Source organism: Salinivirga sp. (genome assembly GCF_055145285.1).
Genome location: NZ_JBSRDC010000026.1, coordinates 1 through 23,570, shown reverse-complemented (window position 1 = coordinate 23,570; position 23,570 = coordinate 1). Strand labels below are relative to the sequence as shown.

28 protein-coding genes and 1 pseudogene are annotated in these 23,570 nt (G+C 39.2%); 20 read left to right on the top strand and 9 right to left on the bottom strand.

The window, feature by feature from the left end:
* The first annotated feature begins 353 nt into the window (after positions 1-353).
* The 6 genes from ACTB0Y_RS05440 to ACTB0Y_RS05415 all read left to right on the top strand — a co-directional run bounded on the left by ACTB0Y_RS05440 (position 354) and on the right by ACTB0Y_RS05415 (position 6,223).
* Positions 354-2,618, top strand: a complete 2,265-nt coding sequence (locus ACTB0Y_RS05440) for a glycosyltransferase family 4 protein (protein ID WP_463205793.1) — start codon at positions 354-356, stop codon at positions 2,616-2,618.
* Positions 2,619-2,899: 281 nt separating this feature from the next.
* Entirely contained in the window at positions 2,900-3,064 is a 165-nt protein-coding gene (locus ACTB0Y_RS05435; RefSeq protein ID WP_463205792.1) for a hypothetical protein, read from the top strand.
* Positions 3,049-3,828: a glycoside hydrolase family 130 protein gene (locus ACTB0Y_RS05430; RefSeq protein ID WP_463205791.1), complete on the top strand. Its 780-nt coding sequence runs from the start codon at positions 3,049-3,051 to the stop codon at positions 3,826-3,828. Before ACTB0Y_RS05435 ends, ACTB0Y_RS05430 begins: the two co-directional genes overlap by 16 nt.
* Positions 3,829-4,083: 255 nt before the next feature.
* Positions 4,084-4,455, top strand: a complete 372-nt coding sequence (locus ACTB0Y_RS05425; RefSeq protein WP_463205790.1) for a four helix bundle protein — start codon at positions 4,084-4,086, stop codon at positions 4,453-4,455.
* Between the two features lie 260 nt (positions 4,456-4,715).
* Positions 4,716-5,729, top strand: coding sequence for a glycosyltransferase family 4 protein (locus tag ACTB0Y_RS05420; RefSeq protein WP_463205789.1), 1,014 nt, complete (start codon positions 4,716-4,718; stop codon positions 5,727-5,729).
* 23 nt (positions 5,730-5,752) lie between these two features.
* On the top strand, positions 5,753-6,223 hold the full coding sequence (locus tag ACTB0Y_RS05415) for a methylglyoxal synthase (protein WP_463205788.1): 471 nt from the start codon (positions 5,753-5,755) through the stop codon (positions 6,221-6,223).
* A gap of 254 nt (positions 6,224-6,477) precedes the next feature.
* Here the strand turns inward: ACTB0Y_RS05415 and ACTB0Y_RS05410 are convergent, their stop codons facing one another.
* Together ACTB0Y_RS05410 and ACTB0Y_RS05405 are read right to left on the bottom strand one after the other, a co-directional pair.
* Positions 6,478-6,756, bottom strand: coding sequence for an OmpA family protein (locus ACTB0Y_RS05410; protein ID WP_463205787.1), 279 nt, complete (start codon positions 6,754-6,756; stop codon positions 6,478-6,480).
* Between the two features lie 104 nt (positions 6,757-6,860).
* Positions 6,861-7,193: a hypothetical protein gene (locus ACTB0Y_RS05405; RefSeq protein ID WP_463205786.1), complete on the bottom strand. Its 333-nt coding sequence runs from the start codon at positions 7,191-7,193 to the stop codon at positions 6,861-6,863.
* 249 nt (positions 7,194-7,442) lie between these two features.
* Here ACTB0Y_RS05405 and ACTB0Y_RS05400 point away from each other — a divergent pair, with 249 nt between their 5' ends.
* Positions 7,443-7,571 (top strand): hypothetical protein, encoded by a 129-nt coding sequence (locus tag ACTB0Y_RS05400; protein ID WP_463205785.1) that lies wholly within the window; start codon positions 7,443-7,445, stop codon positions 7,569-7,571.
* 108 nt (positions 7,572-7,679) lie between these two features.
* Here the strand turns inward: ACTB0Y_RS05400 and ACTB0Y_RS05395 are convergent, their stop codons facing one another.
* Positions 7,680-8,525 carry a hypothetical protein gene (locus ACTB0Y_RS05395; protein WP_463205784.1) on the bottom strand — a complete coding sequence of 282 codons (846 nt, stop codon included), beginning with the start codon at positions 8,523-8,525 and terminating at the stop codon, positions 7,680-7,682.
* 262 nt (positions 8,526-8,787) lie between these two features.
* Between ACTB0Y_RS05395 and ACTB0Y_RS05390 the strand changes: the two genes are divergently transcribed.
* On the top strand, positions 8,788-9,081 hold the full coding sequence (locus ACTB0Y_RS05390; protein WP_463205783.1) for a transposase: 294 nt from the start codon (positions 8,788-8,790) through the stop codon (positions 9,079-9,081).
* A 110-nt stretch (positions 9,082-9,191) separates the two neighbouring features.
* Here the strand turns inward: ACTB0Y_RS05390 and ACTB0Y_RS05385 are convergent, their stop codons facing one another.
* The 5 genes from ACTB0Y_RS05385 to ACTB0Y_RS05365 form a co-directional block, all read right to left on the bottom strand.
* Positions 9,192-10,661, bottom strand: coding sequence for a glycoside hydrolase family 130 protein (locus ACTB0Y_RS05385; protein ID WP_463205782.1), 1,470 nt, complete (start codon positions 10,659-10,661; stop codon positions 9,192-9,194).
* Positions 10,662-10,722: 61 nt separating this feature from the next.
* On the bottom strand, positions 10,723-11,307 hold the full coding sequence (locus tag ACTB0Y_RS05380) for a DUF4070 domain-containing protein (RefSeq protein ID WP_463205781.1): 585 nt from the start codon (positions 11,305-11,307) through the stop codon (positions 10,723-10,725).
* Between the two features lie 91 nt (positions 11,308-11,398).
* A complete protein-coding gene (locus tag ACTB0Y_RS05375) occupies positions 11,399-12,019 on the bottom strand; it encodes a B12-binding domain-containing radical SAM protein (protein ID WP_463205780.1) in 621 nt (206 codons plus the stop codon).
* A complete protein-coding gene (locus ACTB0Y_RS05370; RefSeq protein ID WP_463205779.1) occupies positions 12,020-12,223 on the bottom strand; it encodes a hypothetical protein in 204 nt (67 codons plus the stop codon). It abuts the gene before it with no gap.
* Between the two features lie 288 nt (positions 12,224-12,511).
* Complete coding sequence (locus ACTB0Y_RS05365; protein WP_463205778.1) at positions 12,512-13,366, bottom strand: LytTR family DNA-binding domain-containing protein; 855 nt, start codon at positions 13,364-13,366, stop codon at positions 12,512-12,514.
* Between the two features lie 388 nt (positions 13,367-13,754).
* Here ACTB0Y_RS05365 and bla point away from each other — a divergent pair, with 388 nt between their 5' ends.
* The 12 genes from bla (at position 13,755) to ACTB0Y_RS05305 (ending at position 23,223) form a co-directional block, all read left to right on the top strand.
* Positions 13,755-14,507, top strand: a complete 753-nt coding sequence (gene bla, locus ACTB0Y_RS05360; RefSeq protein ID WP_463205777.1) for a subclass B1 metallo-beta-lactamase — start codon at positions 13,755-13,757, stop codon at positions 14,505-14,507.
* Between the two features lie 86 nt (positions 14,508-14,593).
* Positions 14,594-14,974 (top strand): DUF6713 family protein, encoded by a 381-nt coding sequence (locus ACTB0Y_RS05355; protein ID WP_463205776.1) that lies wholly within the window; start codon positions 14,594-14,596, stop codon positions 14,972-14,974.
* Between the two features lies 1 nt (position 14,975).
* The gene (locus ACTB0Y_RS05350; RefSeq protein WP_463205775.1) at positions 14,976-15,200 is read left to right on the top strand and encodes a GrpB family protein; all 225 of its coding nucleotides are present in this window, start codon (positions 14,976-14,978) and stop codon (positions 15,198-15,200) included.
* A 145-nt stretch (positions 15,201-15,345) separates the two neighbouring features.
* Positions 15,346-16,179 carry a hypothetical protein gene (locus tag ACTB0Y_RS05345; protein ID WP_463205774.1) on the top strand — a complete coding sequence of 278 codons (834 nt, stop codon included), beginning with the start codon at positions 15,346-15,348 and terminating at the stop codon, positions 16,177-16,179.
* Positions 16,180-16,672: 493 nt separating this feature from the next.
* Entirely contained in the window at positions 16,673-16,909 is a 237-nt protein-coding gene (locus ACTB0Y_RS05340; RefSeq protein ID WP_463205773.1) for a YwbE family protein, read from the top strand.
* Positions 16,910-16,941: 32 nt separating this feature from the next.
* A complete protein-coding gene (locus tag ACTB0Y_RS05335; protein ID WP_463205772.1) occupies positions 16,942-18,177 on the top strand; it encodes a DEAD/DEAH box helicase in 1,236 nt (411 codons plus the stop codon).
* Between the two features lie 16 nt (positions 18,178-18,193).
* Positions 18,194-18,661, top strand: a complete 468-nt coding sequence (locus tag ACTB0Y_RS05330) for a ribonuclease H family protein (protein WP_463205771.1) — start codon at positions 18,194-18,196, stop codon at positions 18,659-18,661.
* A 1,012-nt stretch (positions 18,662-19,673) separates the two neighbouring features.
* Positions 19,674-19,895 carry a hypothetical protein gene (locus ACTB0Y_RS05325; RefSeq protein WP_463205770.1) on the top strand — a complete coding sequence of 74 codons (222 nt, stop codon included), beginning with the start codon at positions 19,674-19,676 and terminating at the stop codon, positions 19,893-19,895.
* Positions 19,896-20,155: 260 nt separating this feature from the next.
* A complete protein-coding gene (locus ACTB0Y_RS05320; RefSeq protein WP_463205805.1) occupies positions 20,156-20,407 on the top strand; it encodes a type II toxin-antitoxin system HigB family toxin in 252 nt (83 codons plus the stop codon).
* A 1-nt stretch (position 20,408) separates the two neighbouring features.
* On the top strand, positions 20,409-20,969 hold the full coding sequence (locus tag ACTB0Y_RS05315; protein ID WP_463205769.1) for a helix-turn-helix domain-containing protein: 561 nt from the start codon (positions 20,409-20,411) through the stop codon (positions 20,967-20,969).
* 220 nt (positions 20,970-21,189) lie between these two features.
* The gene (locus ACTB0Y_RS05310; RefSeq protein ID WP_463205768.1) at positions 21,190-21,957 is read left to right on the top strand and encodes a class I SAM-dependent methyltransferase; all 768 of its coding nucleotides are present in this window, start codon (positions 21,190-21,192) and stop codon (positions 21,955-21,957) included.
* A 408-nt stretch (positions 21,958-22,365) separates the two neighbouring features.
* On the top strand, positions 22,366-23,223 hold the full coding sequence (locus ACTB0Y_RS05305) for a T9SS type A sorting domain-containing protein (RefSeq protein ID WP_463205767.1): 858 nt from the start codon (positions 22,366-22,368) through the stop codon (positions 23,221-23,223).
* Here ACTB0Y_RS05305 and ACTB0Y_RS05300 read toward each other — a convergent pair.
* Positions 23,224-23,570: pseudogene (locus ACTB0Y_RS05300) on the bottom strand (MFS transporter); the annotation flags it as partial.

The following is a 23,570-nucleotide window of genomic DNA, read 5'->3' as shown; positions in this document are numbered from 1 at the left end:
TGTCCGATTTCTGCATTTTGACATGCTCGATGTATCAATTTACACTCATTTAAATAACTTAAAATCAACATTATGTCAAAAGAAAAAGAAGTTAAAAAAAGCACGAAAAAGGCTCCGCTCAAAAACCTAAAAGAGAAACGAGCAGATAAAATGGCCAAACGTGCGGCAAAAAACCGAAAAACCGAATTATAAAAAGCGGGTTTTCGAAATTAATATTATCCAGTATATATGATTCCGGGTGATTTGTAAAACGCCTGGTTTATCCTATACTTCCTTGTTGAGTATCTGTTTTTTTATAAAAACGTGAGGCACAACAATTTAAGACTTTATTGATATCAAAATTATAAAAATATATGAAAATTGCCTTTATAGGAACATACCCACCACGAGAATGTGGAATTGGAACTTTCACAGAAAATCTTTTTAATTCTGTAATTAAAAAAGACAGCACTCCGGAGGACAGCCACGAAGGGTTTGTGGTAGCGCTCAACGATTTCAATATACAATACGATTACCCTGAAGAAGTAAAAACAAGCATTAATCAAGAACAGCTTGAAGACTACATTAAAGCAGCCAGATTTATAAACCTGAGTGGAGCTGATGTTTGCATTTTAGAACATGAGTTTGGCATTTTCGGTGGTCAGGATGGAGTAAACATCCTCCCCCTACTACACCGATTAGAAATTCCTTTTATTGTTACGCTACATACAATATTGAAAAATCCATCATACAATCAAAAAGCGGTTTTACAACAAATATGCGGCATGGCGCAAAAAATCGTAGTAATGAGCAATAAAGCCATCGGTTTTTTAAAAACCGTTTACGATGTACCGGCAGATAAAATTGAACTTATCGAGCATGGCGTACCTGATTTGCAATACAACTCAGAAAAATCGAAAAAAGAGTTCAAGCTCGATCGTAAAAAAGTGCTACTTACTTTTGGTTTTATTGGCCGCAATAAAGGCATTGAAACCGTAATAAAAGCGTTGCCCGGGGTGGTAAAAAAGCACCCCGATGTTATTTACATAATACAAGGCAAAACGCATCCTAACGTACTGAGGCATTCGGGTGAAGAATACCGGATATTTTTAATGCGCATGGTTAAAAAGCTGGGATTGGAGAAACACGTGGTTTTCCTCAACGAATTTATTGAAGTTGAAACCCTTTTCAAATACTTATCGGCTGCCGATATTTACATTACACCTTACCTGAACGAAACCCAAATTACCAGTGGCACCCTTTCGTATGCAGTTGGCGTAGGAGCAGCTGCAGTTTCTACTCCCTATTGGCATGCCGAAGAATTATTGGCCGATGGCCGGGGACGCTTTTTCGATTTTAATGACGATAAAGCACTTGCAGAACTTCTTACAGAACTACTTGACAACCCTGAAATGCTGGCACAAATTAAAGAAAAAGCATTCGATTATGGGAGAAAAATTACATGGCCAAAAACCGGTGAAAAATACAGTCGGTTAGCAAAAACGGTTGCAGAAAACGGGAGTATAGGAATCAGTAATAAAGATACTATTTTCGACCTCCTTATTATGCCGCCTTTTTCGCTGGCCCATATTAACCGGTTAACCGATGATACCGGAATTATTCAACATGCAAAATTTGGCATTCCGAATTTAAAAGAAGGCTATTGTCTCGATGATAATGCCCGCGCATTACTTATGGTGCTCATGGCATACAATCAGTTTAAAGATGTACGTGCCCTGGAGCTCTCCCCCATTTATTTAAGCTACGTGCACTATATGCAAAACAGCGATGGCACCTTCCGGAATTTCCTTAGTTTCAGCCGCCAGTTTTTAGACGAAGTCGGATCTGAAGATTCTTTTGGCCGTACTATTTGGGCTTTAGGGTATTTATTAGGTTATGCGCCAAACGATGCTTATTACCAAACAGGTAAAGAAGTGTTTCTTAACGCTGCACCCAATTTCGAAAAACTCCATTCGATCAGGAGTATTGCCAATACAATGATTGGCGTTTGCCATTATTTAAAGAGCCATCCAAACGACGACTCCATGATGGAACGATTGAGAGCAATGGCAAAAAAACTCATCACACATTACAAAGAAAATGAATCGGCCAATTGGAAGTGGTTCGAATCACTATTGGCGTACGATAACGGAATTTTGCCTTTAGCCATGCTGCACGCTGCCGAGATTCTAAACGACAGTAAAGTTACCGAAATAGCACTTTCATCAATGGAGTTTCTTACAAAACACACATTGAAAAACAATTATTTAAGCATAATTGGCAACGAAAAATGGTATAAAAAGGATGAGGAGCGTTCCAAATTCGCACAACAACCTATTGATGCAATGGCCATGGTTTTAATGTATCATCAGGCTTATCATGTAACCAAAGACAAAGAATACCTGAATAAACTATACACTTCGTTTTTATGGTTTTTGGGCGAAAACGATCTCAGGTTGAGTTTGTACGATTTCGAAACCAAAGGCTGCTGCGACGGCTTTGAAAGTTACGGAGTAAACCGAAATCAGGGTGCCGAAAGTTCCTTAGCCTATTTAATTTCTCATTTAACAGTTTTACAGGCATACGAGGAGTTTCATAAAAGAGGCGAAGCTGGTGGAGTGAAAGAGGATAGTAAATAGTGGCAGTGGTTAGTGGCAGTGGGCAGTGAGGAGTTGCAGTAAATAGTGGCAGTAAATAGTGGCAGTAAGCAGTGGCAGTAAGCAGTGGCAGTAAATAGTGGCAGTAAGCAGTGGCAGTATGCAGTAAAAGTGTGTAGTTGTAATAGTAATGTGTATCAGTGAGTAGTATCGGAAGCTGGAAGTGCGTGCAAGTCTGCCACTGCCACTGCTACTGAACCACCGCAACTAAACACTGCTAATGAGAATCTACAACTTAAAAATTAACCGTAAAAATGTAAGTAATGCTAGTTAACAGATATAAAAACAACCCTATTCTCACTAAAGATGATGTGCCGTACCCTGTAGCAACGGTCCATAACGCTGCTGTGGTGAAGCACAATGGAACATACATCATGATATTCCGGTCACATAAATTAAACGGACGAAGCTTTTGGGTAAAGCCATAAGTAATGACGGATACAATTTTAAAGTTGATGCGCGGCCATTTATGGTGCCGGCTACCGAAGGTATTTTTAAAGAATATGAAGCGTATGGCATTGAAGATCCCCGCATCGTTTTCCTGGATGGTGAGTACTTAATTACCTACAGTGCTTATTCAAAACACGGGGTTCGCATTGGCCTTGCCAAAACAAAAGATTTTGAAAGTATAGAACGTTTTTCATTAATCACCGAGGCCGATTACCGGAATGTTGTCATTTTTCCCGAAAAATTCAATGGCCTATACGCCCGCCTCGACCGTCCGCATTCCGAAATTTCGCCCTGGTCAATCTGGATATCGTATTCACCTGATCTGAAATACTGGGGAGAATCGAAACTAATAATGAAGCCTTTGCAATACCATTGGGACGAGATGAAAATCGGTCCCGGAGCGCCACCAATTAAAACCTCACGTGGCTGGCTAAATATTTACCATGGCGTTTTTCCTACTATGGATGGAAGTGTTTACCGTTTGGGCACAGCGTTACACGATTTGGCTGATCCGTCGAAAATAATTGCTGTTGGCGATGAATGGATATTACAACCGGAAGAAATGTACGAAATTACCGGGTACGTACATAACGTTGTGTTTTGCTGTGGAGCCGTTCCCGAAAACGATGGCAGTGTTAAGATATATTGGGGTGGGGCTGACAAGGTAATGTGCGTTGGTACGGCCATAATTGACGACTTAGTTGATCATTGTCTAGCGAACTATAGAAGTGCTTTGGGGTGAATGGGAGTAATGTACTAGTGGCACTAAGGAGTTGCAGTAGATAGTTGCAGTGAGGAGTGGCAGTAGCAGTGGCGGTTAACAGCAGGTAGTGGCAGTTGCAGGAAGTAGTTGCAGTTGGTAGTTGCAGGAAGCAGTTGCAGTAGATAGTGGTATTGGGTAAACATTTAATTCTTTATTTAAGTTTAGAATTACTTAAATCATTGGCTAATACATCATATTTGTTTATTTTGAGCATTATTTTCAAAAAAAAACATTATGAACTACAGTTTTAAAGAATTAAAGGTATTTAAATTGGCTTTTTCTCTTGCCATGGAGATTTTTGAAATTACAAAAGGGTTCCCAAAAGAGGAAAAATATTCGTTAACCGATCAAATAAGAAGGTCTTCCCGCTCGGTCTGTTCTAACATAGCTGAAGGATACAGAAAAAGAAGGTATCCAAAGCATTTCACAAGTAAAATGACTGATGCTGATGGAGAAGCAAGTGAAACATCCGTATGGATTGATTTTGCGTTTCATTGTCGATATATAAATAAAGAGGTGCAAGATTCTCTTAATGAACGATATGATGAAGTAGGTAAAATGTTAGGTGGCATGGCAAATAACCCGGGGAAATTTTTACCAAAGTAGTTGCAGTAGGTAGTGGCAGTAGGTAGTGGAAGTTGCAGATAGCAGTAGGTAGTGGCAGTTGCAGATAGCAGTGGCAGTGGGTAGTTGCAGTAAGTAGTACTAGTGAAGAGTATTGAAAGGTGAAAGATAGTAATCGTCTGTCAAAGACACAGCAAATTAAAAACCTGCCACTGCTACTAAACACTGCTACTGCTACTCAAACACTGCCACTGCACCAAATCATTACAATTAATAAGATAAATTAAACAACCCTAGAGACTATGAAAATAGCTATGCTTTCACCCATTGCCTGGCGCACACCTCCATTAAAATATGGGCCGTGGGAACAGGTTGCGTCGAATATTGCAGAAGGACTTGTAGAACTGGGTATGGATGTTACCCTCTTTGCTACGGGAAATTCTCAAACCAACGGCAAACTGATGTGGACTTGCCAAAAACCTTATGCTGAAAATACGGATGTAGATGCAAAAGTTGAAGAATGTTTGCATATCAGCCATTTGATGGAACACGCACACGAATTCGACATTATTCACAATAATTTCGACTTTTTACCTCTTACCTATTCGCGATTGATTAAAACCCCAATGGTTACAACCATTCATGGGTTTTCGTCGCCTAAAATTATTCCAGTTTATAAAAAATATAATGATACCGCACACTATGTTTCCATAAGCAATTCCGACAGAAACAATGAACTAAACTATATTGCAACTGTATACAACGGAATAAATATCAATGAATTCAATTTTAACCATGAACCGGAAGATTATTTGTTGTATTTTGGAAGAATTCACCCTGATAAAGGAACCGCTGAATCGATACAAATTGCAAAAAGATCGAAAAGGAAACTTATTATTTCCGGTCTGATCCAGGATCAGGAATATTTTAACCAAAAAGTAAAACCTCACATAAACAATGAGGATATTGTATATGTTGGAAATTCGGGACCCGAAAAGCGTATGGAACTATTAAGTATGGCATGTGCTCTTTTACATCCCATTAGTTTTTCTGAACCTTTTGGGTTGAGTGTTGTTGAGGCTATGGCCTGCGGTACTCCGGTAATAGCATTTAACCTGGGCTCAATGCCTGAATTAATTATTCATGAAAAAACAGGCTTTTTAGTTTCCAATGCCGAAGAAGCCGCCGACGCAGTAAACAATATTCAGTCAATCAATAGAAGTAAATGTGCTGCGTGGGCTTCGTCAATGTTTAGCCGCCAGAAAATGGTTGAGGGTTATTTGCAGGTTTACAGGGAGATATTATCTGGTAAGTAATTAGGATAAAATACAAATAAACAATGAAAAAAAAGAAACGTATAGCATTGGTTGCTCATGATAACAGAAAAAAAGATCTTATTGAATGGGTTGACTGGAACCGGGAAAACCTATGTAAGCACGAATTAATTTGCACAGGAACAACTGGCAAACTGGTTGAAAACCTGTTAAATAATGAGCAAACGGATAAAAGAGATGAAATAATTACGATCAAAAAATTGAAATCAGGCCCGCTGGGAGGTGACCAACAACTGGGAGCCATGATTTCGGAGAGCCAAATTGATATCCTCATTTTTTTCTGGGATCCTATGGAACAACAACCTCATGACGTGGATGTGAAAGCGCTATTGAGAATTGCAGTGCTATATAACATTACAACTGCGAGTAATCGTGCAACTGCCGACTTTATTATTTCTTCCAACTTATTCAATGAAGCCTATAAACCCAGGATAAAAGATTATAGCAAATACATCATGAGAAACACTGAAGAATAAATATAAAAAATAAAAAAAACCACTGAAAAGATCTTATGTGCTTATTTTCAATGGCTTGTCTTTATTAATCAAAAATATATAGTGTCGGCAAGAAAACCCCATATTTTTTGAAGTCTTTGAAAAGAAAACTTCGAGAACAAGCCTGTCCTCGAGAATCGGGAGCTTGCGAACATTTATTATCAGGAGTCCCGAAAATCGGGATGACTGATGCGAATGAAAAGTATAACGAAGTTAGCGGACTTTATAGACAGACTCTATATAGCAGGTTGAATTTTTATATCAATACGGCGATTTTGTTTCCGCCCCTCTGCTGTTTCATTGTTGGCTACAGGGTTGTTCTCCCCACGACTCATTGAAGTTATCATACTAATTCCCTTGCTGTCGGAATTCGCGTTTAGATATTGCGTAACCGCATCTGAGCGCTCTTGCAAAAGCTCTAAATTCGCCTTATCGCCACCAAAAGAATCGGTATATCCTTCGACAACCACATTGCTGTTGGGAACAATGCTGATGGCATTTTGTACTTTGGTCAAAAATTTGAAGTTCACAGGTTTAATTAAAAACGGTACGCTAAGCTGAATTTGGAGTTCGGTTTGCAGTTGCCTGTACTTTGTACCTCCGTTGCCACACTTTTAAATCAGCGATGTCCCGGATTATCATCTTTGTATTTTTTCACAAGTGAAACCAATGATTCGTAGTATGATTTTAAATGATTAACTGATATTTCAGGATCGTTTTGTGATGGAATAGTTACCGGCATCTCTTCCAGATATTTGGATAACTCCGGATAATGATTATTAATCATCGTGATAATTTCTATAATCCTTGCATTCAGTTCATTCTCAGTTTGCTTTATAGGCTCATCGTCAACTGGGTTTTTTCCTTCAGCAACAGGTTTAACATCTGACGGAGGTGTAACTGCCTTCCGGGTTTTAATCTTTTTGTTTTTTGCTGTATTTTCATTTTTCATAGTGCGTTTTTTTAGTTATTAATACTTTGGACAACAATAATAAAAACGAGCTAGCTTACACACATTTACCCCAAAAAGCATTACAATTTTTTTTTAATTATTCCCACTTTTTGCAGAAAGCAGCTCTTCAATTAAAAGTAAATATGCGAATTATGTAAATTTTCACTTTAATTATTAAACACACCTCAGAGCTAATGTGTTTAAATTTGTAATAGTATCACTTTATACAAATAACTAAAATGGAACATTATGAGAACAGTAGGAATCCTATTATTGATTATTGGAGTCGTTGGTACTTTATTTTTTGGCATACAAGCTATTCAGGAAATGGAAACCTTTAGCTTTTTAGGGGTCGATATTGGCGTTTCAAAACGCTAACTGGACTCCGGTTATAATAAGTGCGGTAGTTTTAGTTGCCGGAGTTGTTTTAATGAACCGAAACAAGAGAATTTCTGCCAAATAGTAAATCGGACATTATAGACGGTTCTAGTTAAAAATACGAGACCTGGTTGCTATCCCAAAACGAAGCACATTCAACTGTCGTTTGTAATGAATGTTATAGTAATCCTGTCCGTAATCATATTGTGCAAAAATAGTAACGTCGTTTAAAAAGGATGGTTTAAAGTCCAGGGTATATCTGAATATAAAGCGCTTACTATCAATTGTCTTTGCGCCATCAAGGTTGCCCACAATCCAACCTATATGAACCGATTGACGAAACGTATTATTGCGGTTATTGTATGTCTTTTTCTTTATATTCAAAAGCTTTGAAAGATTAAGATTGCTCTGGAGGTCAAAAAAAAATCGTAATCTGCCATATGTAGCCCCTAAGGCTGGCTCCTGCAAGTAACTGTATTCAGCATATATCTTATAATCATTTGAAGTAAAAGCAATTCCAGTTGGTCGCGAAATAAATACGCCACCCGAAACCCAGTTGGTAGAAAAGTTACCCGATTGTGTGTTAATGGTGACACTATCATCCTGGTAGAAAGATCCATCCTGTCCGTTGGAATGATGAATCAAGGAAAAATAGGCAAATAAGTCCTTGTTTGTATCCTTATTGTCAATTAGGTGATAGAAAAATGATGCCTTTGGCATGAACGAAGGTGTACGTATTGGATACGATTCTGTATTATACATTCGAATTATGATTCGAGGCGAAAGATCAATTCCCCATTTATTGTTGCGATTGAGGCCAAGCATAAAATAGGGAGCAATATCACCCTCAAATATCAATGGTTCAAGATTTCCAATTCCACTCCCAGGCAGAATATAACTGGGCTCTCTGAAAACACTGAATTTCGATCTTGAAGAGGCTGTGTCTTTATTCACATTTTGCGAATAAGTAGACTGAATATTAGCCACTAAGACCAAAACGAAGACAAAACATATAAATTTTTGCATATATCTGTAATAAATTAATTGTAAGGCACTATAAAGTTAAGTGAATAAAAACAATATGGTGTTACACAACTTTAGATATTAGTTACATCATTCACACAATTTTGCGCCCGGTAATGGCAATAAAAAGTAGAGACGCACAGCCGTGCGTCGCTATGTGCAAACACCCCCGACCGTGCGCAAACTAACGACAATGCGAATATCAACGATCGTCCAAAAAAAAGGTGACCGAATAAACCCAAATGAACAATTGAACCCAATCGGCGATGCAACCCCGCCATTGATCCGCAAACCTCAATCCATATCATTGTTTATGGACAGATTCAAATCTTCTGTAAATACCAAAATACAATTGATTCAACCATTTTCCCAATCCAATTACCACAACCATATCATAAGGAACCGGGAGGAATATCAGCGTATCAAAAATTATATCATCAACAACCCGGTTGCACGGGAATACGATATGTTTAATCCAAACAAATGAATTGTATTAGGCGCAGCGTGAGGTTGTTTGCAAAGGGGAATAAAAGAAAAATACGTTATTACAGTTTTTTTAATTACTCACACCGCGACTTTCCGGAACTGCACCTGCAACTAATCGCCTTTTAACTCGTTGAGGAGCTCTTCTACATTAACCGATGCATAAGTAGAGGAATAATCCGACATGGCATAGGGTATGATTAAATCTCCATTGCGTACCATTGAACCACAGGAATATACTACATTGGGGACATAGCCTTCTCTTTCTTCGGCATTTGGCATTAAAAGCGGGGTATCTGATCTTCCAATTTCTTTTTTGGGATTATCAATATCGAACAATGCAGCCCCTAAGACGTATTCGCGCATGGGTCCAACACCATGTGTTATTACCAGCCAACCCGCTTCTGTTTCAATGGGCGATCCACAGTTGCCAATTTGAATTAGCTCCCAGGGGTATTTCGGTTGTTGCAATAACTCTGCCTCACGCCAAATTGTAATATTATCAGAAAAGGCAATGTAATTATTAAAACCATCTAACCGGCATAGCATTGCATATTTTCCATTTATTTTTCTCGGGAATAAAGCCATCCCCTTATTCCGGGCTATTTCGCCATGAAGCGGCATTACCTTAAAATGGTAGAAATCCTCGGTTTCAAGTAACTTGGGAAGAATGGTTGTTCCATCGTATGCCGTGTAGGTGGCATAGTATTTTGTTTTGTTGTCGTCATCGGTGAACTTCACAAAGCGGGCATCTTCAATCCCGTTTTTTTCATTTGCAGAAACAGGAAAGATTACTCTTTCAGAGATATTCGTATCTAAAGAAAACTGCAATTCGTAGTGCGATGAGGCCAGCCACATAATTTGATTAAAAAGATACTCTTTGTTTGATGTCAAATGAGTAGCTTTTCTTGCTTCTTTTACACAATTATAAAGTTCACTATAGGTAAATGTATCGCCTAATTTATCCAATATCAATTCGGGAGGAATAATGCTTTGTATCTCCTGCATTTCATCCAGTTTGTGGGTGAAAGATTTTTTATGGTAGGTATGTCGCCTTATATGTTCCGCCTCTTCCAGCATATTGCCAATCGGATCGAGGGTAAGTTTATTATTTTTATCAAGTATACCCGTTCTGAACACAATGGAAGAAATATGACCCTCACCCGTGGCCCTGAAACTTATAATTACTCTTATTGAACCCGGACCAACCTCTGTTTGGTCAGGATGCTCAACCATTGAAGGGTTAAAAAAAGCTGCCGATTCAATGGAATATTCCATTGTAAAATATGAGCCTATTAGAATCTTTTTTGAATATTCGATCTTGTCAGGTGCAGTATCTAGGTTAGCGAGTAAATGGGCGATTTTGCTAAAATGTTTTTCAAATATTTTGGAAATATTCCGGTGGCGCATCGAATAATCTCTAAGGGTTTGTTTCAGCGCTTGCGATGCTTCCTTTTCAGACATTTCCAGCACAAATCGAATTGTATTGACAGCTCTTTTTTCATTTGTGAAAAGAAAACGGGCAATCACACGACTGGGGTCCGGATTGAACGTAATATTTTTTTTACTTACCGATACTTGCATTCTTGTATATCATTTATTGCTTATAAAGGTACTCGATTAATATGGACTAATGACTTTTATTTCATTTTTTATCTTTCTTATCACCTCTCAACCCATAAACCGTTCGGTAGTGATATCCATATACAGCATGGGTGATGGCATCGGCCAGTAGTGTGGGTTTTTTTATGATGGTCCAGATGAGTAAATGCCAATAAGCCCATTGACCTTTCCTCGCAATGCCCAATACATATAATGACCTGATAAATGCTTTTAGCTTGGTCAGATTAACGGATTTTTTAACGCCCGATGGCGGCTTATACTGCTTTAACATGTTTCTGATGCGCCGATAATAAGGTTTTACGCCATAAATATTTTTAATAATCCGCTCATAACCTTCTATGAGCTGACTACGGTCCATTTTGGGCATAAAGTTCATGGTGAAATCGGTGTTGTCGCCGGTGGCGTCAACGGTCAGGCGGCCCTCTTTTTCCATTTGGTCATAGAGCCGAGTGTTTTTCGGTGCATTGAGCAGCCCTGCCATAGCAGAAACAATACCGCTTTGCTGAATAAAATCAATTTGGCGATGAAAGATATTGGGTTCATCGCTGTCGAAGCCTACAATAAATCCACCTGAAACCTGAATGCCCGACTGCTGTATATATTGCACATCTTCGATGAGGTTCCAATGCTCGTTTTGGCCCTTATGACAACTGTGCAACGATGCTTCAGAGGGTGTTTCAATGCCGATAAAAGCAGATTCAAAACCTGAATGGCAACATCATGTCCAGCAAATTGTCATCGTCGGCCAGTTCAATGGAGGCCTGTGCGCTGAAATTGAACGGATAGTTGTGCTGCTGCATCCAGTCCATCATGGCAGGTAGCAATGTTCTTTTGAGCGCGCCTTTTTCACCTATAAAATTGTCGTCGACTATCGAGATAGAATCCCGCCAACCGAGATCATAGAGGGTTTGCAATTCGGCGATGACTTGCTCTGTGCTTTTCATCCGTACTTTGCGCCCCAGCAGCGCGGTAATTTCACAAAAGTCGCAGTTGTATGGGCAACCACGTGCGACCTGGATGTTCATATTTGCATAGGCTTTTAGGTTAAGCAAATGAAAATCAGGCACGGGAGTGGTGTGCATATCGGCATATTCACTGGTTTTGTACAAACGTTTGGGTGCCCCGCTTTCCAAATCCTGCAGAAAAAGGGGCAGGGTGAGTTCTCCTTCGTTGAGTATGAAATGATCAATTTCAGGGTATTGATCGAAGTCCTGGGTAAATAACGGCCCCCCGGCCACTATTTTTACATCTTGTTCCTGACACCGACGAATGATTGTGTGGGCAGATTTTTTCTGTACATACATGCTACTAATAAACACCTAATCGGCCCACTTTAAATCTGTCTCTTCCAATTGTTCTACATTCAGATCCACAAGTTTTTTGTTCCAGTGCTCTGGCAGCATGGCCGATACAGTGAGTAACCCAAGCGGAGGTACGGCTGCTTTTTTTGATACAAATTTTAAGGCATGTTTAAAGCTCCAATAAGTATCCGGGTATTGTGGATAAATCATTAAGATATTCATAGCCTTTTATTTTACGGATTTTATACAAAATTAGGATGGTGTGCAACCTGTTGCAAATAATGGTGGCCGATGGACATAATAAAGGGGCAATCACGATTTAAACTGTCGATTTGGGGTGAATAGGCTTGGCCCCATCTGTTCTCGCAAAGCGGTGGATTTTTTACAGTGCAAAAAGCGCCACCAAAGAATAAACAACTAAAAGCAAATTTCTTCGGACCGACCTCAGCGTTTTAAGCGGGCACCTGCTAAGCTTTTATTTTTTTAAGATGAACAGGGTAAAACAATACGTTACAATAGTTCCTTAACCACCATCAGGTACTGCCGGGCCACAGGTATGGTTTGAGCTGAAGCTGTTAAAGAGAGCCAATACTTATTGTTTTTACTATTAAGATTTTCTACGTATTGCATATTCACAATGCTTGTGCGATGGGTGCGGATAAAGCCCGGAAATGTATTGAGTTGTTCTTCTATCTTTTTCAGCGTGTTGCGTATAAGGTGCTTCTTAAACTGATTTTCTTGCAGGTAGCCTACTTCCACATAATTGTCTGCCGACGATACATAGATTATCTGGTTGGCCTGCACGCGGAAAATATCGGCTGAATATTCCGAATGCAGTTCTACCGGGGCATCTGTATAGGTTTCGGCAAATTGGCTCAGCTTCTTCTCGAGCAGGACGATTCGTCCATTAAGCTGCTGGTTGTGTTTTTGTAAGTAAGATATTTTTTGGTGCACATTACGGGCTGCCGGTACAATGATGGCCATTATAGCTATTTTAACCACTATAAAAAAGCTAATATCGATATGCCCCACGTAGCGCAGGTAGAAAACGAAACCTAAGGTAATGGCGGTAGCGAGTATAAAATCGGTCAGATAGGCTATGGATACATTTTCTTGTGATTGATCGCCCTCATACGTATTGAGATTGGACGGTACAATTTGACGTGCAAAAAGCAAAATGAATACGATAACCCCAAAACCTGACATGAAAAGCACTTTATCTTCAAAGTGTTTAAACATGAGTCCATCCGGGGAAAAAGGCTGAAAGAAAAGTATGAACAATAAAAGCATTAGACTTATAGCAAAGTAAGTCGTAAAGTTGGCTTTAATAATGTTTATAGCCTGGTCGGTCCTTTCATTGCGCATGATCACTGTAGCTTTGGGTTTGTTTAAGCCTGTGGCTGTTATTGTTTTGTATTGTAAAGTTAGGCATTTTTTTATCGCTGCACCAAATTCATTTAACTCGAATTCCTTTTTGTTCTTTAACCATACAAGACTATGTTTTGCCTATACAAATTACAGCAGTCAACACGCACCTGATCAATTATTGGCGGTTATTTTAGTCCCAGAAGAATTCGGGGTAATAAGCGGAGTCGCTGAACTTTGTTTTTGTTGTATAATTAGTATATTGTAAAACAAAAGTTCAGCTATATAAAGGCTTTCTGGGTTACGTCAGACCGCCAACACTTGATAGCTGCAGTACGTTGTGCGACATGGTAGATATACAACCTGCAACCTTTAAATCAATAGAAAAATGATGAAAAAGGGATTTTTGGTATTAATACTCGGACTAATTGGATTAGTTTCATCCAAAGCACAGACCAATGAAAAAATCGGAATTGATGATGATATTCAATTGATTCATCTTCAAGATTCAATTTATGTTCATGTGACTTGGCATCATCTTGATAATTTCGGACGATTTCCATCAAACGGAATGATTGTAATTAGACATGGGCAGGCTCTGATGATTGACACACCAATGGACAATGATAAAACCGAGAGATTAACAAAGTATTTGAAAGATTCTATGTCCGTTGATTTGGCTAAATTGATAATTGGTCATTTTCACGATGATTGCATGGGTGGATTAAGTTATTTACAAAGTATCGGGATTGAGTCAATTGCAAATTCAATGACAATAGAGAAATGCAAAGAGATTGGATTACCGGTTCCATCAACATCTTTCACGGATTCATTGACTTTTGATTTTAACGGAGAACAAATTGATTGCCGATATTTTGGAGCGGGACACTCATTTGATAATATCACGGTTTGGATTCCGGGTAAAAAGATTCTATTTGGTGGTTGTTTGGTTAAATCAGTTAATTCAAAAGGACTTGGTAATTTATCTGATGCCGTTATAAATGATTGGGATATGACAATAGAGAAGGTGATAAAAAAATACCCTGAGATTATAACAGTGATTCCTGGACACGGTGATTTTGGAGGTGTTGAATTATTAACACATACGATTGAATTGATTGATAAAGAGAAAAGTAAATAAGTACGAACGCACAACACGTTGGGCGGCATTGTAGAAAAATGCAGTACAACATTTAAACATTAACCATAGAGGTAAATTTGTTAAAAATGGAATTAAGTTTATTATTTTGGATTTACCTTGTCAACTCCGTGATACTGATTAATCATGAGATTGATTCGGCTTACTGGCAGGAATGGAAATTGTTTAATCCTGAGGATAAAAGTGATGTTAAAGGATTTTTAATTATTCATTTTCCAATGCTTTTTGCTATACTTTTTGGTTTAATCCTCATAGATAGAGAAATGATTGCAGGATATGTGATTTCTTTACTTGTGGCAGCATGTGGGATTTTTGCATTTTTCTTCCACTTTTACTATCTGAGAAAAGGACGAAAGGAATTTAATAATTGGATTTCAAAATTGATACTCATCACAATATTACCAATTTCAATATTTCAGATTATTTTAACAATAAAAGAACTAATTTAAAATGCCTTCAGACAATGATTTACATAAAATGTCACCTGAACAACTTGGTCAGATATTCGCGATAATTATGTGCGAACCTTCTGAAAAATGGCCAGAGTTTTATCAAGCCGAACGTAAATTAATAATTGATTCAATCTCAAAATCAGACATTATAAGAATTGACCATATCGGAAGTACGGCAATTCCAGATTTAAAAGCGAAACCAACAATTGATATTTTTAGATAATCTGATTCGATTTGTGCCAGTAATTCCGGAAGTAATTTTTATTTTTTCCAAAAACTCAACCTTCAGCATAAGTCATCCTGCAAATATTTTGTGATTTTTGTTATAATTTGTAGTTTAGATATTTAAAATGCAAAATTATTGACTTATGGGTAAATGTATATATTGTGGCGAAAGTGCAGGATTTTTACGTAGTAAACACAAAGCCTGCGAACAGAAATATATTAAGGGTAAATCAGGAATTTACAATTTGGTGTTACAAGCCATCACCACGTCTGCCGACTTTAACGACGTAAACCAACAAGCAGGCAGGGTAGCAGCGGAGACTTTTGTAGGTGGTGAAGAAGTAACCGATTTGTATTTAACAGCATTTGAAAATGCCGTGGAGCAATTTCTCGATGATGGTATCTTGTCAAAAGCAGAAGAACACCAGGTGGCCAGCTTTCAGAAGGCATTTGATTTTACACAGCAGGAACTGGACCGCAGAGGTGCTTTTGACCGTGTGGTAAAAGCATCCATTATCCGTGATATTGCAGAAGGTCACCTGCCTGAAAACCCTATGCAGGTGCAGGGTGCCCTGCCATTTAACTTATTAAAAAGCGAATCGCTGGTCTGGCTGTTTCAGGATGTGGAACTTATGGAACAAACTACACGCCGGGAATTTCAGGGCGCACATCAGGGAGTAAGTGTTCGTGTAGCCAAAGGTTTGTATTACCGAACCGGCAGTTTCAAGGGGCGGCCTGTGCATGTGCAGGAGATGAAATATATCGATACAGGACTGATGGGTATTACCAATAAGCACGTTTATTTTGCTTCGGCAAGCAAGAATTTCAGGGTAAGACTCAATCGCATTATGAAAACCGAGCCTTACGAGGACGGCATTGGTTTACAAAAAGATACTGCCAATGCTAAGCCTCAGGTGTATAAAGGTTTAGATGGGTGGTTTGCCTACAATCTAATTCAAAACCTTATGCAAATGTAAGCTCACGGCCTAAATCAATTATTATTTAATGCTGCGCGCTTGCTCCGAAAAAACTGAGTTTGAGTTACAGTTTGAGTATTGAGGGTTTATAAGATCGTAAACCTTTCCACCTGCTGTCCCTGATTTGTAATTGGGTTATTTGAAACCTGATTCTGGAGGAATCACATATTTATAGCTTGAAATCAAGCTATAAAAGTCACCGCGATGTGTATTTGATTGATAGATAGGCTTTTCAATCGGTGACCTGTTAATTGTTGCAACATTTCGCTGGCGCTTATTTGTAAGCAGTCCGATGAATTTGAAAGACCATAAAGCAATACCCGTTGCGAGAAAACTGAGTTTGAGTGTGATTAGAGTTTGAGTATTGAGAGGTTCTGAGAACCCACATGTCCCCAGGTTTGCAATCCTGCTAAATTGTTCAACACATAGTGTGCATACAATTTTACAAGAACCGAAAATAAAACCCTACCTTTGTCCCTTAAATAAAATGTGCGTGAATTTAGCACGTTTTAAAGCGAAAAAGATGATGGACGGACAAAACAGAGCGAATATAAAAGCAGGTATGGAGGTGGGGATTGTCACCAAGGAGGATCAGCGTTCGGGAAAAATCACATCCGGAATCGTAAAGCAGATTCTTACCAATAGCTCTCATCATCCCCATGGCATAAAAGTCCGGTTAACATCAGGGAAAGTTGGCAGGGTAAAAGAAATCCATACAGCTGAGGAATAAAATTGTTAATAAATTTAGTACCAACGATAAAGATGAAGTTTGAAAGATATAATTTTTCAGAAGAGATAAAAGCTAATCTCAGGGAACTGGGCTTCAAGCGCCCGACAGATATTCAGTATAAATCCATTCCACCTATTCTGCGTGGAGAGGATGTGCTGGCAGTGGCCCAAACCGGAACAGGAAAAACCGTGGCATTTGCCTTGCCCGTTATACAGATGTTATCTGCCCGCCAGAGGAGACACGACCAACATGCTGTGCGTTGTGTGGTTATGGTTCCTACGCATGAGCTTGCCATACAGGTAAGCCGGGTATTTAAGGAATTGGCTGCAGGAACATCCGTGAAAATTGAAGGCATATACGGTGGCATTGATCAGGATCCGCAAATTGAAAACCTGAATCATGGTGTAGATGTAGTTGTAGCCACGCCCGGCCGGTTATTTGATTTGGAGAGTCAGGGGCATCTGTCGCTCAGGGCTATTGAAACACTTATCCTCGATGAGGCAGACCATATGCTGGAGCTGGGCTTTAAGCACGACATGAATCAGCTCATTAAGAAATTACCCGCCAGACGGCAGGTGTTGTTTTTTTCGGCTACCATCAACAAGCAAGTAAAGGATGCGGCATATTCGCTGGTTCATAAAGCTGTACGTATACAAATTTCACCCAACGATCCGGTGTCAAGAAACATTAACCATTCGGTGGCTTTTATTGAGATGGACGACAAAAGATTTTTTCTGGAACGAATCATTCGTGAACATCCCGACAGCAAGATATTGGTTTTCGTGCGTACAAAGGTAAGAGCAGAGCGCGTTATGAAAGCCCTTGAGCGGGTCCGGCTGCTGAGTGAAACCATACATGGCGATAAGGATCAGAATCAGCGCAACCAGGTAATGAAGCGCTTTTTTTCCGGCGAAAATAAAGTCCTTATAGCCACTGACGTAAGTGCCCGTGGAATTGATATTCCCGATGTAGATATCGTAATCAATTATGACATACCCGAAGAAACAGAAAACTATGTGCATCGTGTGGGGCGTACAGGGCGCGGACAAAAAAAAGGCGAGGCCATTGCTTTTTGCAGCACTGAAGAAAAAGAGCGGTTAGAAGCTGTAGAAAATTTCCTGGACCGCAAAATTGCCCAGCTCGATATTGAGAAGCATGACTATAAGGAAACCTTGAAAATGTCGGGAGATATGGAAACCGATTGGAAATCTCTGATGGACGAGACCGATGCACTGGCCAATAAAAAGAAAAGAAAAAAGAAGAAGTAGCGAAAATAAACACATCTTGAACACTGACCGGATAGAGATATACACCGACGGAAGCTGTCACACACAGGAAAGAATAGGAGCATGGGCTGCCCTTATCCTGTTTCTCAATAAAAGCGAAGTTCTGAAGGGTGTGGAGCACGATACTACCCATAACCGGATGGAGCTGCTATCGGTGATAAAGTCCATTGAATTTGTGCACACATACCAGCCCGGAGCAAGTTTGCGTATTTATAGTGACAGTCAGTATATTTGCACACTACCTGACCGCCTGCCACGGCTAAAACAAAACTCATTTCTTACCAAAAAAAACACCGAAATACAAAACGCAGATTTGGTTAAAACCTTTCTTCACCTGATCGAAAACCACGATATCGAATGGATAAAAGTAAAAGCCCATCAGAGAGGCAATTCGGAGCAGATTACCCACAATCGTTTTGTGGATAAACTATCAAGAAAGCTGGTAAGAACAAACACTGCCGGGTAGATAGTCTGGCGGAGTTGAAGCTTAGAGGGTTTATAAGATCGTAAACTTTAGCACCTGCTGTCCCTGATTTTTAATTGGGTTATTTGAAACCTGATTCCGGAGGAATCACATATTTATAGCTTGAAATCAAGCTATAAAAGTCACCGCGATGTGCATTTGATTGATAGATAGGCTTTTTCAATCGGTGGCCTGTTGATTGTTGCAACATTTCGCTGGCGCTGATTTGTAATTAGTGCGATGAGTTTGAAACACCGCAAAGCAATACCCGCTGCGAGGAAAACTGAGTTTGAGTGTGAGTTAGAGTATTGAGGGTTTATAAGATCGTAAACATTTCCACCAGCTGTCCTTGATTTGTAATTGGGTTATTTGAAACCTGATTCCGGAGGAATCACATATTTATAGCTTAAGATCAAGCTATAAATATCACCGCGATGTGCATTTGATTAACAAATAGGCTTATCAATCGGTGATTTGTAGGGTGTTTCAATTATTGCCATAAAGCATAAGGCGGGTTCAATCCGTGTTCTATTTTTCACAGATAGACCTGTCAGAATACCCGTGATTTTACACCTTTATAATTTCGCCGATCATTATTGTCCGTTTGCAATTCTTGGAGCATCGCGGCGAATTTGTTTTAGAACCCAAAACACCCGGCTGAAGCCGGGTGCAAGTCTAATATTCCAGCAGCGTTGATTTTCCTGATTCCGGAGGAATCACATATTTATAGCTTGAAATCAAGCTATAAAAGTCACCGCGATGTGCATTTGATTGATAGATAGGCTTTTCAATCGGTGGCCTGTTGATTGTTGCAACATTTCGCTGGCGCTGATTTGTTATTAGTGTGTAGCTTTCCCACTTTTATTGCCTTTTGGAGGTCAGTTTAAAATAAGATAAATTGATATTTTAAGTAGCAATTTATAGTATGAAAAACTAAAATTATTAAGAAATTTAGTTCATGGTAAGATCGAAATGTGAATGAGTTTTAAATTAACTTGAATTCTTTAATACAATAATGCCTCTTAAATTCAACGATATAGCCAAAAAGTTAAATGTTTCCGACAAACCAAAGGCAATAGTGCTGTTATTGGAGTATGGAACTATTAAGCACAAACTTGACAATCCTGAAACGCAAACTTGGTATTTTAAAAAGGACATTGAAGGCGGTAGGTCGTCTATGCATGGTCATGACAAAACCCAAATGGAGCAGGTTTTAAAGCAATTGAAAAGTGATTGAGGTATTTCAAAGGCTGTCAAGTTAAATTACAACCTCAACGCATTAGGTTAATGTCTTCGATGAATAACTTTGCACAGCTATTGACCTATTTCAGTAATCGAAAATTGAAGGTGTAGAAGCAATAGGGAAGTTCCATAATATCTGAAACTTTTATTATATATTTGCGTTAAATAAAAAAAACTGGTCTTGGAACTATTAGGGAAAAACAGACTTATAAAGTTAAAAAGGAAAAATCGAGGTAATAAGAAGCTGATTAATTAATATCTGATATTGAAAATGCAAATTGGTCAAAACCAATCGATATTAAAAAAATACGTCCTGATGCAGATTGTGTCCACAGTGACGGATTCTATTTTTTTGATATTCATGTGCATCGCACAATGCTTCTAATTGTATTTGAGGACAATGAAGCAACTATAGTTTGGACGGGTTCTCATGATGAATATGATAAAACCTTTAAGGGAAACAAAAAGACAATAGAAAAGTGGCTAAGAAATCAACAATTAATTTGAAATGGATAGATTATCGATAAATAACATACCGCAACTAAAAGAATTAAAAAGTGAGTTAGAACATGAGCGGGCTACATCTTTATATTTAAAACTGCGTAAGCTTGAAAAAGCGGATATTAGTTATAAACCTATTCGTATGCATCTTAAAGAATTGATTCTTAGTTATGAAGATGCGCATTGGTCAGATGAATCTCAGGTGACCAATGAACAGGTAAAAAAGAGTGATCTAGCTGAGTCTTTAGTTCAGACTGAAAATGAATTCTATAATAAGCGCAAAGAATTAATCAAAAAAGAATTGAAAAAGGCCGGATTAAATCAAAGTGATCTTGCTAAGATACTGGGACACCGAAAAAGTTACATGTCTGAATTGATCAATGGATTAAGACCCTTCTCAAAAGATGATCTTATTATAATTAATCGACTATTTTGGATAAAGTTTGAAGATTTAATACCCCCATTTCTAAAACAAGATAAAGCCTACCATGTAAAGACGACACTAAAATCATACCCTGAAAGTAAGTTAAAACTAACAAAACCAGACCTTGATTTGCACAAATCTTGATTTATAAAGTTTTATTAGTCCTGTCGCCGATATTTTAATGGGCCGTTTTTATATTGCCTTTTAACAGGGGCAAGTGCATATATAGTAAGAAAGCTTTTCGGTTCACCCTGGATAGATCATGCAGCTATTCGCTATGAAATATTATTTCCATAACTTTCACAAGACGAATAACCTCAAATATTGCATTTTTTCTTATTTTGGATTAAAATAAATTTAGCTTATGACCACAAAACCATGGTATGAAGACCTTTTCGAAAACTATGCGAACAAATACGACAGTGAAAGTTTTACGCAAGGTACAAAAGGCGAGTGCGATTTCATAGAACGGGAATTACAATCAAATAAAACCCTCAAAATAATCGACGTGGGCTGCGGCACGGGCCGGCATACCATTGAGCTGACTAAACGGGGGTACAGCGTCACCGGAATCGACCTGTCGGCAAGCCAACTCAAAAAAGCCAGGGAAAAAGCAGCAACTGAAAACCTTGATATTGACTTCCGGCAGCAAGATGCGCGGAACATTACACTTAAAAACGAGTTCGATGTGGCCATTATGCTGTGTGAAGGTGGTTTTCCGCTGATGGAGACTGATGAAATGAATTTTGAGATTCTGAAAAGCGTAACAGAAGCCTTAAAAGCTAAAGGTAAATTTGTTTTTACCACATTGAACGGATTGTTCCCGCTATTCAATTCGGTGGAGAAATTTCTCGCCGCAGAAGGCAAAGAGGGCAATGCGACCTATCGCGACAACAGTTTCGACCTGATGACTTTTCGTGATCATAACGTCACCGAATTTGAGGACGATGACGGCAACAAAAAAGTAATAGCGTCCAACGAGCGATACTACGTGCCGAGCGAAATCACCTGGTTGCTGAAAAGTATAGGGTACCGCAACATTGACATTTTCGGAGCCAAACTGGGTGCTTTCTCCAGAAATGATAAACTGACCACCAAGGATTTTGAAATGCTTGTGATTGCGGAGTTGTAAGCGTGAGTGTAGACTGTGAGAAGTGAGTTAAGCATGTGAGTTTGGGTTTGAGTTTAGAGTAATATAGCAAGACCGTAGGCCTGAGATATCGGTAGAAAATGGCCGAAAACGTGCTTAGTCGCCCCGATGGAAAATTCCTTGGAAGTCATGAAAGCATCATTGGCGAAAGTGCACGGTGCCCTTAGACAATGGGAATGTGGGCTCAACGGTACCGTCAAAATAGTCTTTTACAGATCTGCGAAAAAAAAAAGACTACCACACCTATAAGTTTTAAGAGCCCAAAGGAGATGCTGTTTCAACATTTGCGTGAAACTATCTTGTTTCAGCTACCTGATAATATGATGTGATTTTTGATTTTGTGCTGGATCTTTGTTAAATTTGATTATCTAAACCAAACAAACAACAGCTATGAAACAATGCTATCTTTTCATTTTTATTTTGGGAATACTTATGCCAGGCCGTGCACAGGAGTACCACCCCTTCGACACGGTCAATATAAGCTGGACTGAAAGAGAAGAACTGGGCGAGCCGCCTGAAACTACTTATCACAACTATTATGTTGAAGGCGATACCGTTATAGACAATCAAAAGTTTTTTAAAATCTATGAGGACAAGGATTCTGTAGTTTCCTACATGGGGGCTTTCAGGGAAGAAAACCGCGTGGTTTACTACCGGGGCATGGATTATTGGATGTTTGAACCGGACTCCACTGTTGTTTTGTATGATTTCACCAAAGATGTGGGCGATACGGTAGTCACCGGATATGGCATGGAGCAGGTCATCGAAGCCGTTGACTCGGTGCTTGTCGATGGTGATTATCGCAAAAGGTACACCACAGATTGGGGACATCAATGGATTGAAGGCATTGGCAGTATGGCCGGGTTTTTCTATCCAATTTCGGAAATTCCCATTGAATACTGGCGTGTGTGGATGTCATGTTTTAAAAAGAACGGGGAAGTGATTTACCTGAACCCGTCGTTTACCGATTGTACCAGCATGGTAGGTTTCGCTGAGCAGCAAAATGTGCACAAGGTGAGTTTTTATCCCAATCCGGTCCGTGCGGGGCAGAACGTAATTATTACCTGCTCCGGCCGCTTACAGGGCCTACAAGTGATTGATGCTTCCGGAAGTATTGTTGCACAGCAGATGAGCATCAATCAACATAAAGTAAATATCAATACAGAAGGATTACAGGCAGGCTTGTATATCGTACGTGTTAATCTGAAAAGCCGGATGGTTACGAAAAGGATTATTGTGACGAATTGATTATGTGGGTATTTGCTTAACTTTTCTGTGCATTAATACAGCTGCCAGCATGCCGAGTGTAAAAATGGCACCGGCAATTTTCAGGGCATTTAGCAGGTTGTAGTGGTCGGTATACCACCCCAGCAGGGGACTGATTACGGCAAAGCCAATGCGAATTATAAAACTTCTGACAGATAATACTGTGGCCCTCACATTGGATTCTGTGTGCCGGTTGATGTAATCTTTGAGCACAGGCGTGGCCATACCCCGCACGAGGTATATGCCAAATAGCAATGCTATGCCCCATAGCCCCGAAGAAAAACCCAGCAAAATAAAACCACCACCTGTGGTGAGTGCTATAACCGGTA

Bases quoted from the DNA above. Each gene is read 5' to 3' on its own strand.
- ACTB0Y_RS05440 (WP_463205793.1), top strand. From the start codon at position 354: ATGAAAATTGCCTTTATAGGAACATACCCACCACGAGAATGTGGAATT.
- ACTB0Y_RS05435 (WP_463205792.1), top strand. From the start codon at position 2,900: ATGCTAGTTAACAGATATAAAAACAACCCTATTCTCACTAAAGATGAT.
- ACTB0Y_RS05425 (WP_463205790.1), top strand. From the start codon at position 4,084: ATGAACTACAGTTTTAAAGAATTAAAGGTATTTAAATTGGCTTTTTCT.
- ACTB0Y_RS05420 (WP_463205789.1), top strand. From the start codon at position 4,716: ATGAAAATAGCTATGCTTTCACCCATTGCCTGGCGCACACCTCCATTA.
- ACTB0Y_RS05415 (WP_463205788.1), top strand. From the start codon at position 5,753: ATGAAAAAAAAGAAACGTATAGCATTGGTTGCTCATGATAACAGAAAA.
- ACTB0Y_RS05405 (WP_463205786.1), bottom strand. From the start codon at position 7,193: ATGAAAAATGAAAATACAGCAAAAAACAAAAAGATTAAAACCCGGAAG.
- ACTB0Y_RS05400 (WP_463205785.1), top strand. From the start codon at position 7,443: ATGAGAACAGTAGGAATCCTATTATTGATTATTGGAGTCGTTGGTACT.
- ACTB0Y_RS05390 (WP_463205783.1), top strand. From the start codon at position 8,788: ATGCGAATATCAACGATCGTCCAAAAAAAAGGTGACCGAATAAACCCA.
- ACTB0Y_RS05385 (WP_463205782.1), bottom strand. From the start codon at position 10,661: ATGCAAGTATCGGTAAGTAAAAAAAATATTACGTTCAATCCGGACCCC.
- ACTB0Y_RS05370 (WP_463205779.1), bottom strand. From the start codon at position 12,223: ATGAATATCTTAATGATTTATCCACAATACCCGGATACTTATTGGAGC.
- ACTB0Y_RS05365 (WP_463205778.1), bottom strand. From the start codon at position 13,366: ATGCGCAATGAAAGGACCGACCAGGCTATAAACATTATTAAAGCCAAC.
- bla (WP_463205777.1), top strand. From the start codon at position 13,755: ATGATGAAAAAGGGATTTTTGGTATTAATACTCGGACTAATTGGATTA.
- ACTB0Y_RS05355 (WP_463205776.1), top strand. From the start codon at position 14,594: ATGGAATTAAGTTTATTATTTTGGATTTACCTTGTCAACTCCGTGATA.
- ACTB0Y_RS05350 (WP_463205775.1), top strand. From the start codon at position 14,976: ATGCCTTCAGACAATGATTTACATAAAATGTCACCTGAACAACTTGGT.
- ACTB0Y_RS05345 (WP_463205774.1), top strand. From the start codon at position 15,346: ATGGGTAAATGTATATATTGTGGCGAAAGTGCAGGATTTTTACGTAGT.
- ACTB0Y_RS05335 (WP_463205772.1), top strand. From the start codon at position 16,942: ATGAAGTTTGAAAGATATAATTTTTCAGAAGAGATAAAAGCTAATCTC.
- ACTB0Y_RS05325 (WP_463205770.1), top strand. From the start codon at position 19,674: ATGCCTCTTAAATTCAACGATATAGCCAAAAAGTTAAATGTTTCCGAC.
- ACTB0Y_RS05315 (WP_463205769.1), top strand. From the start codon at position 20,409: ATGGATAGATTATCGATAAATAACATACCGCAACTAAAAGAATTAAAA.
- ACTB0Y_RS05310 (WP_463205768.1), top strand. From the start codon at position 21,190: ATGACCACAAAACCATGGTATGAAGACCTTTTCGAAAACTATGCGAAC.
- ACTB0Y_RS05305 (WP_463205767.1), top strand. From the start codon at position 22,366: ATGAAACAATGCTATCTTTTCATTTTTATTTTGGGAATACTTATGCCA.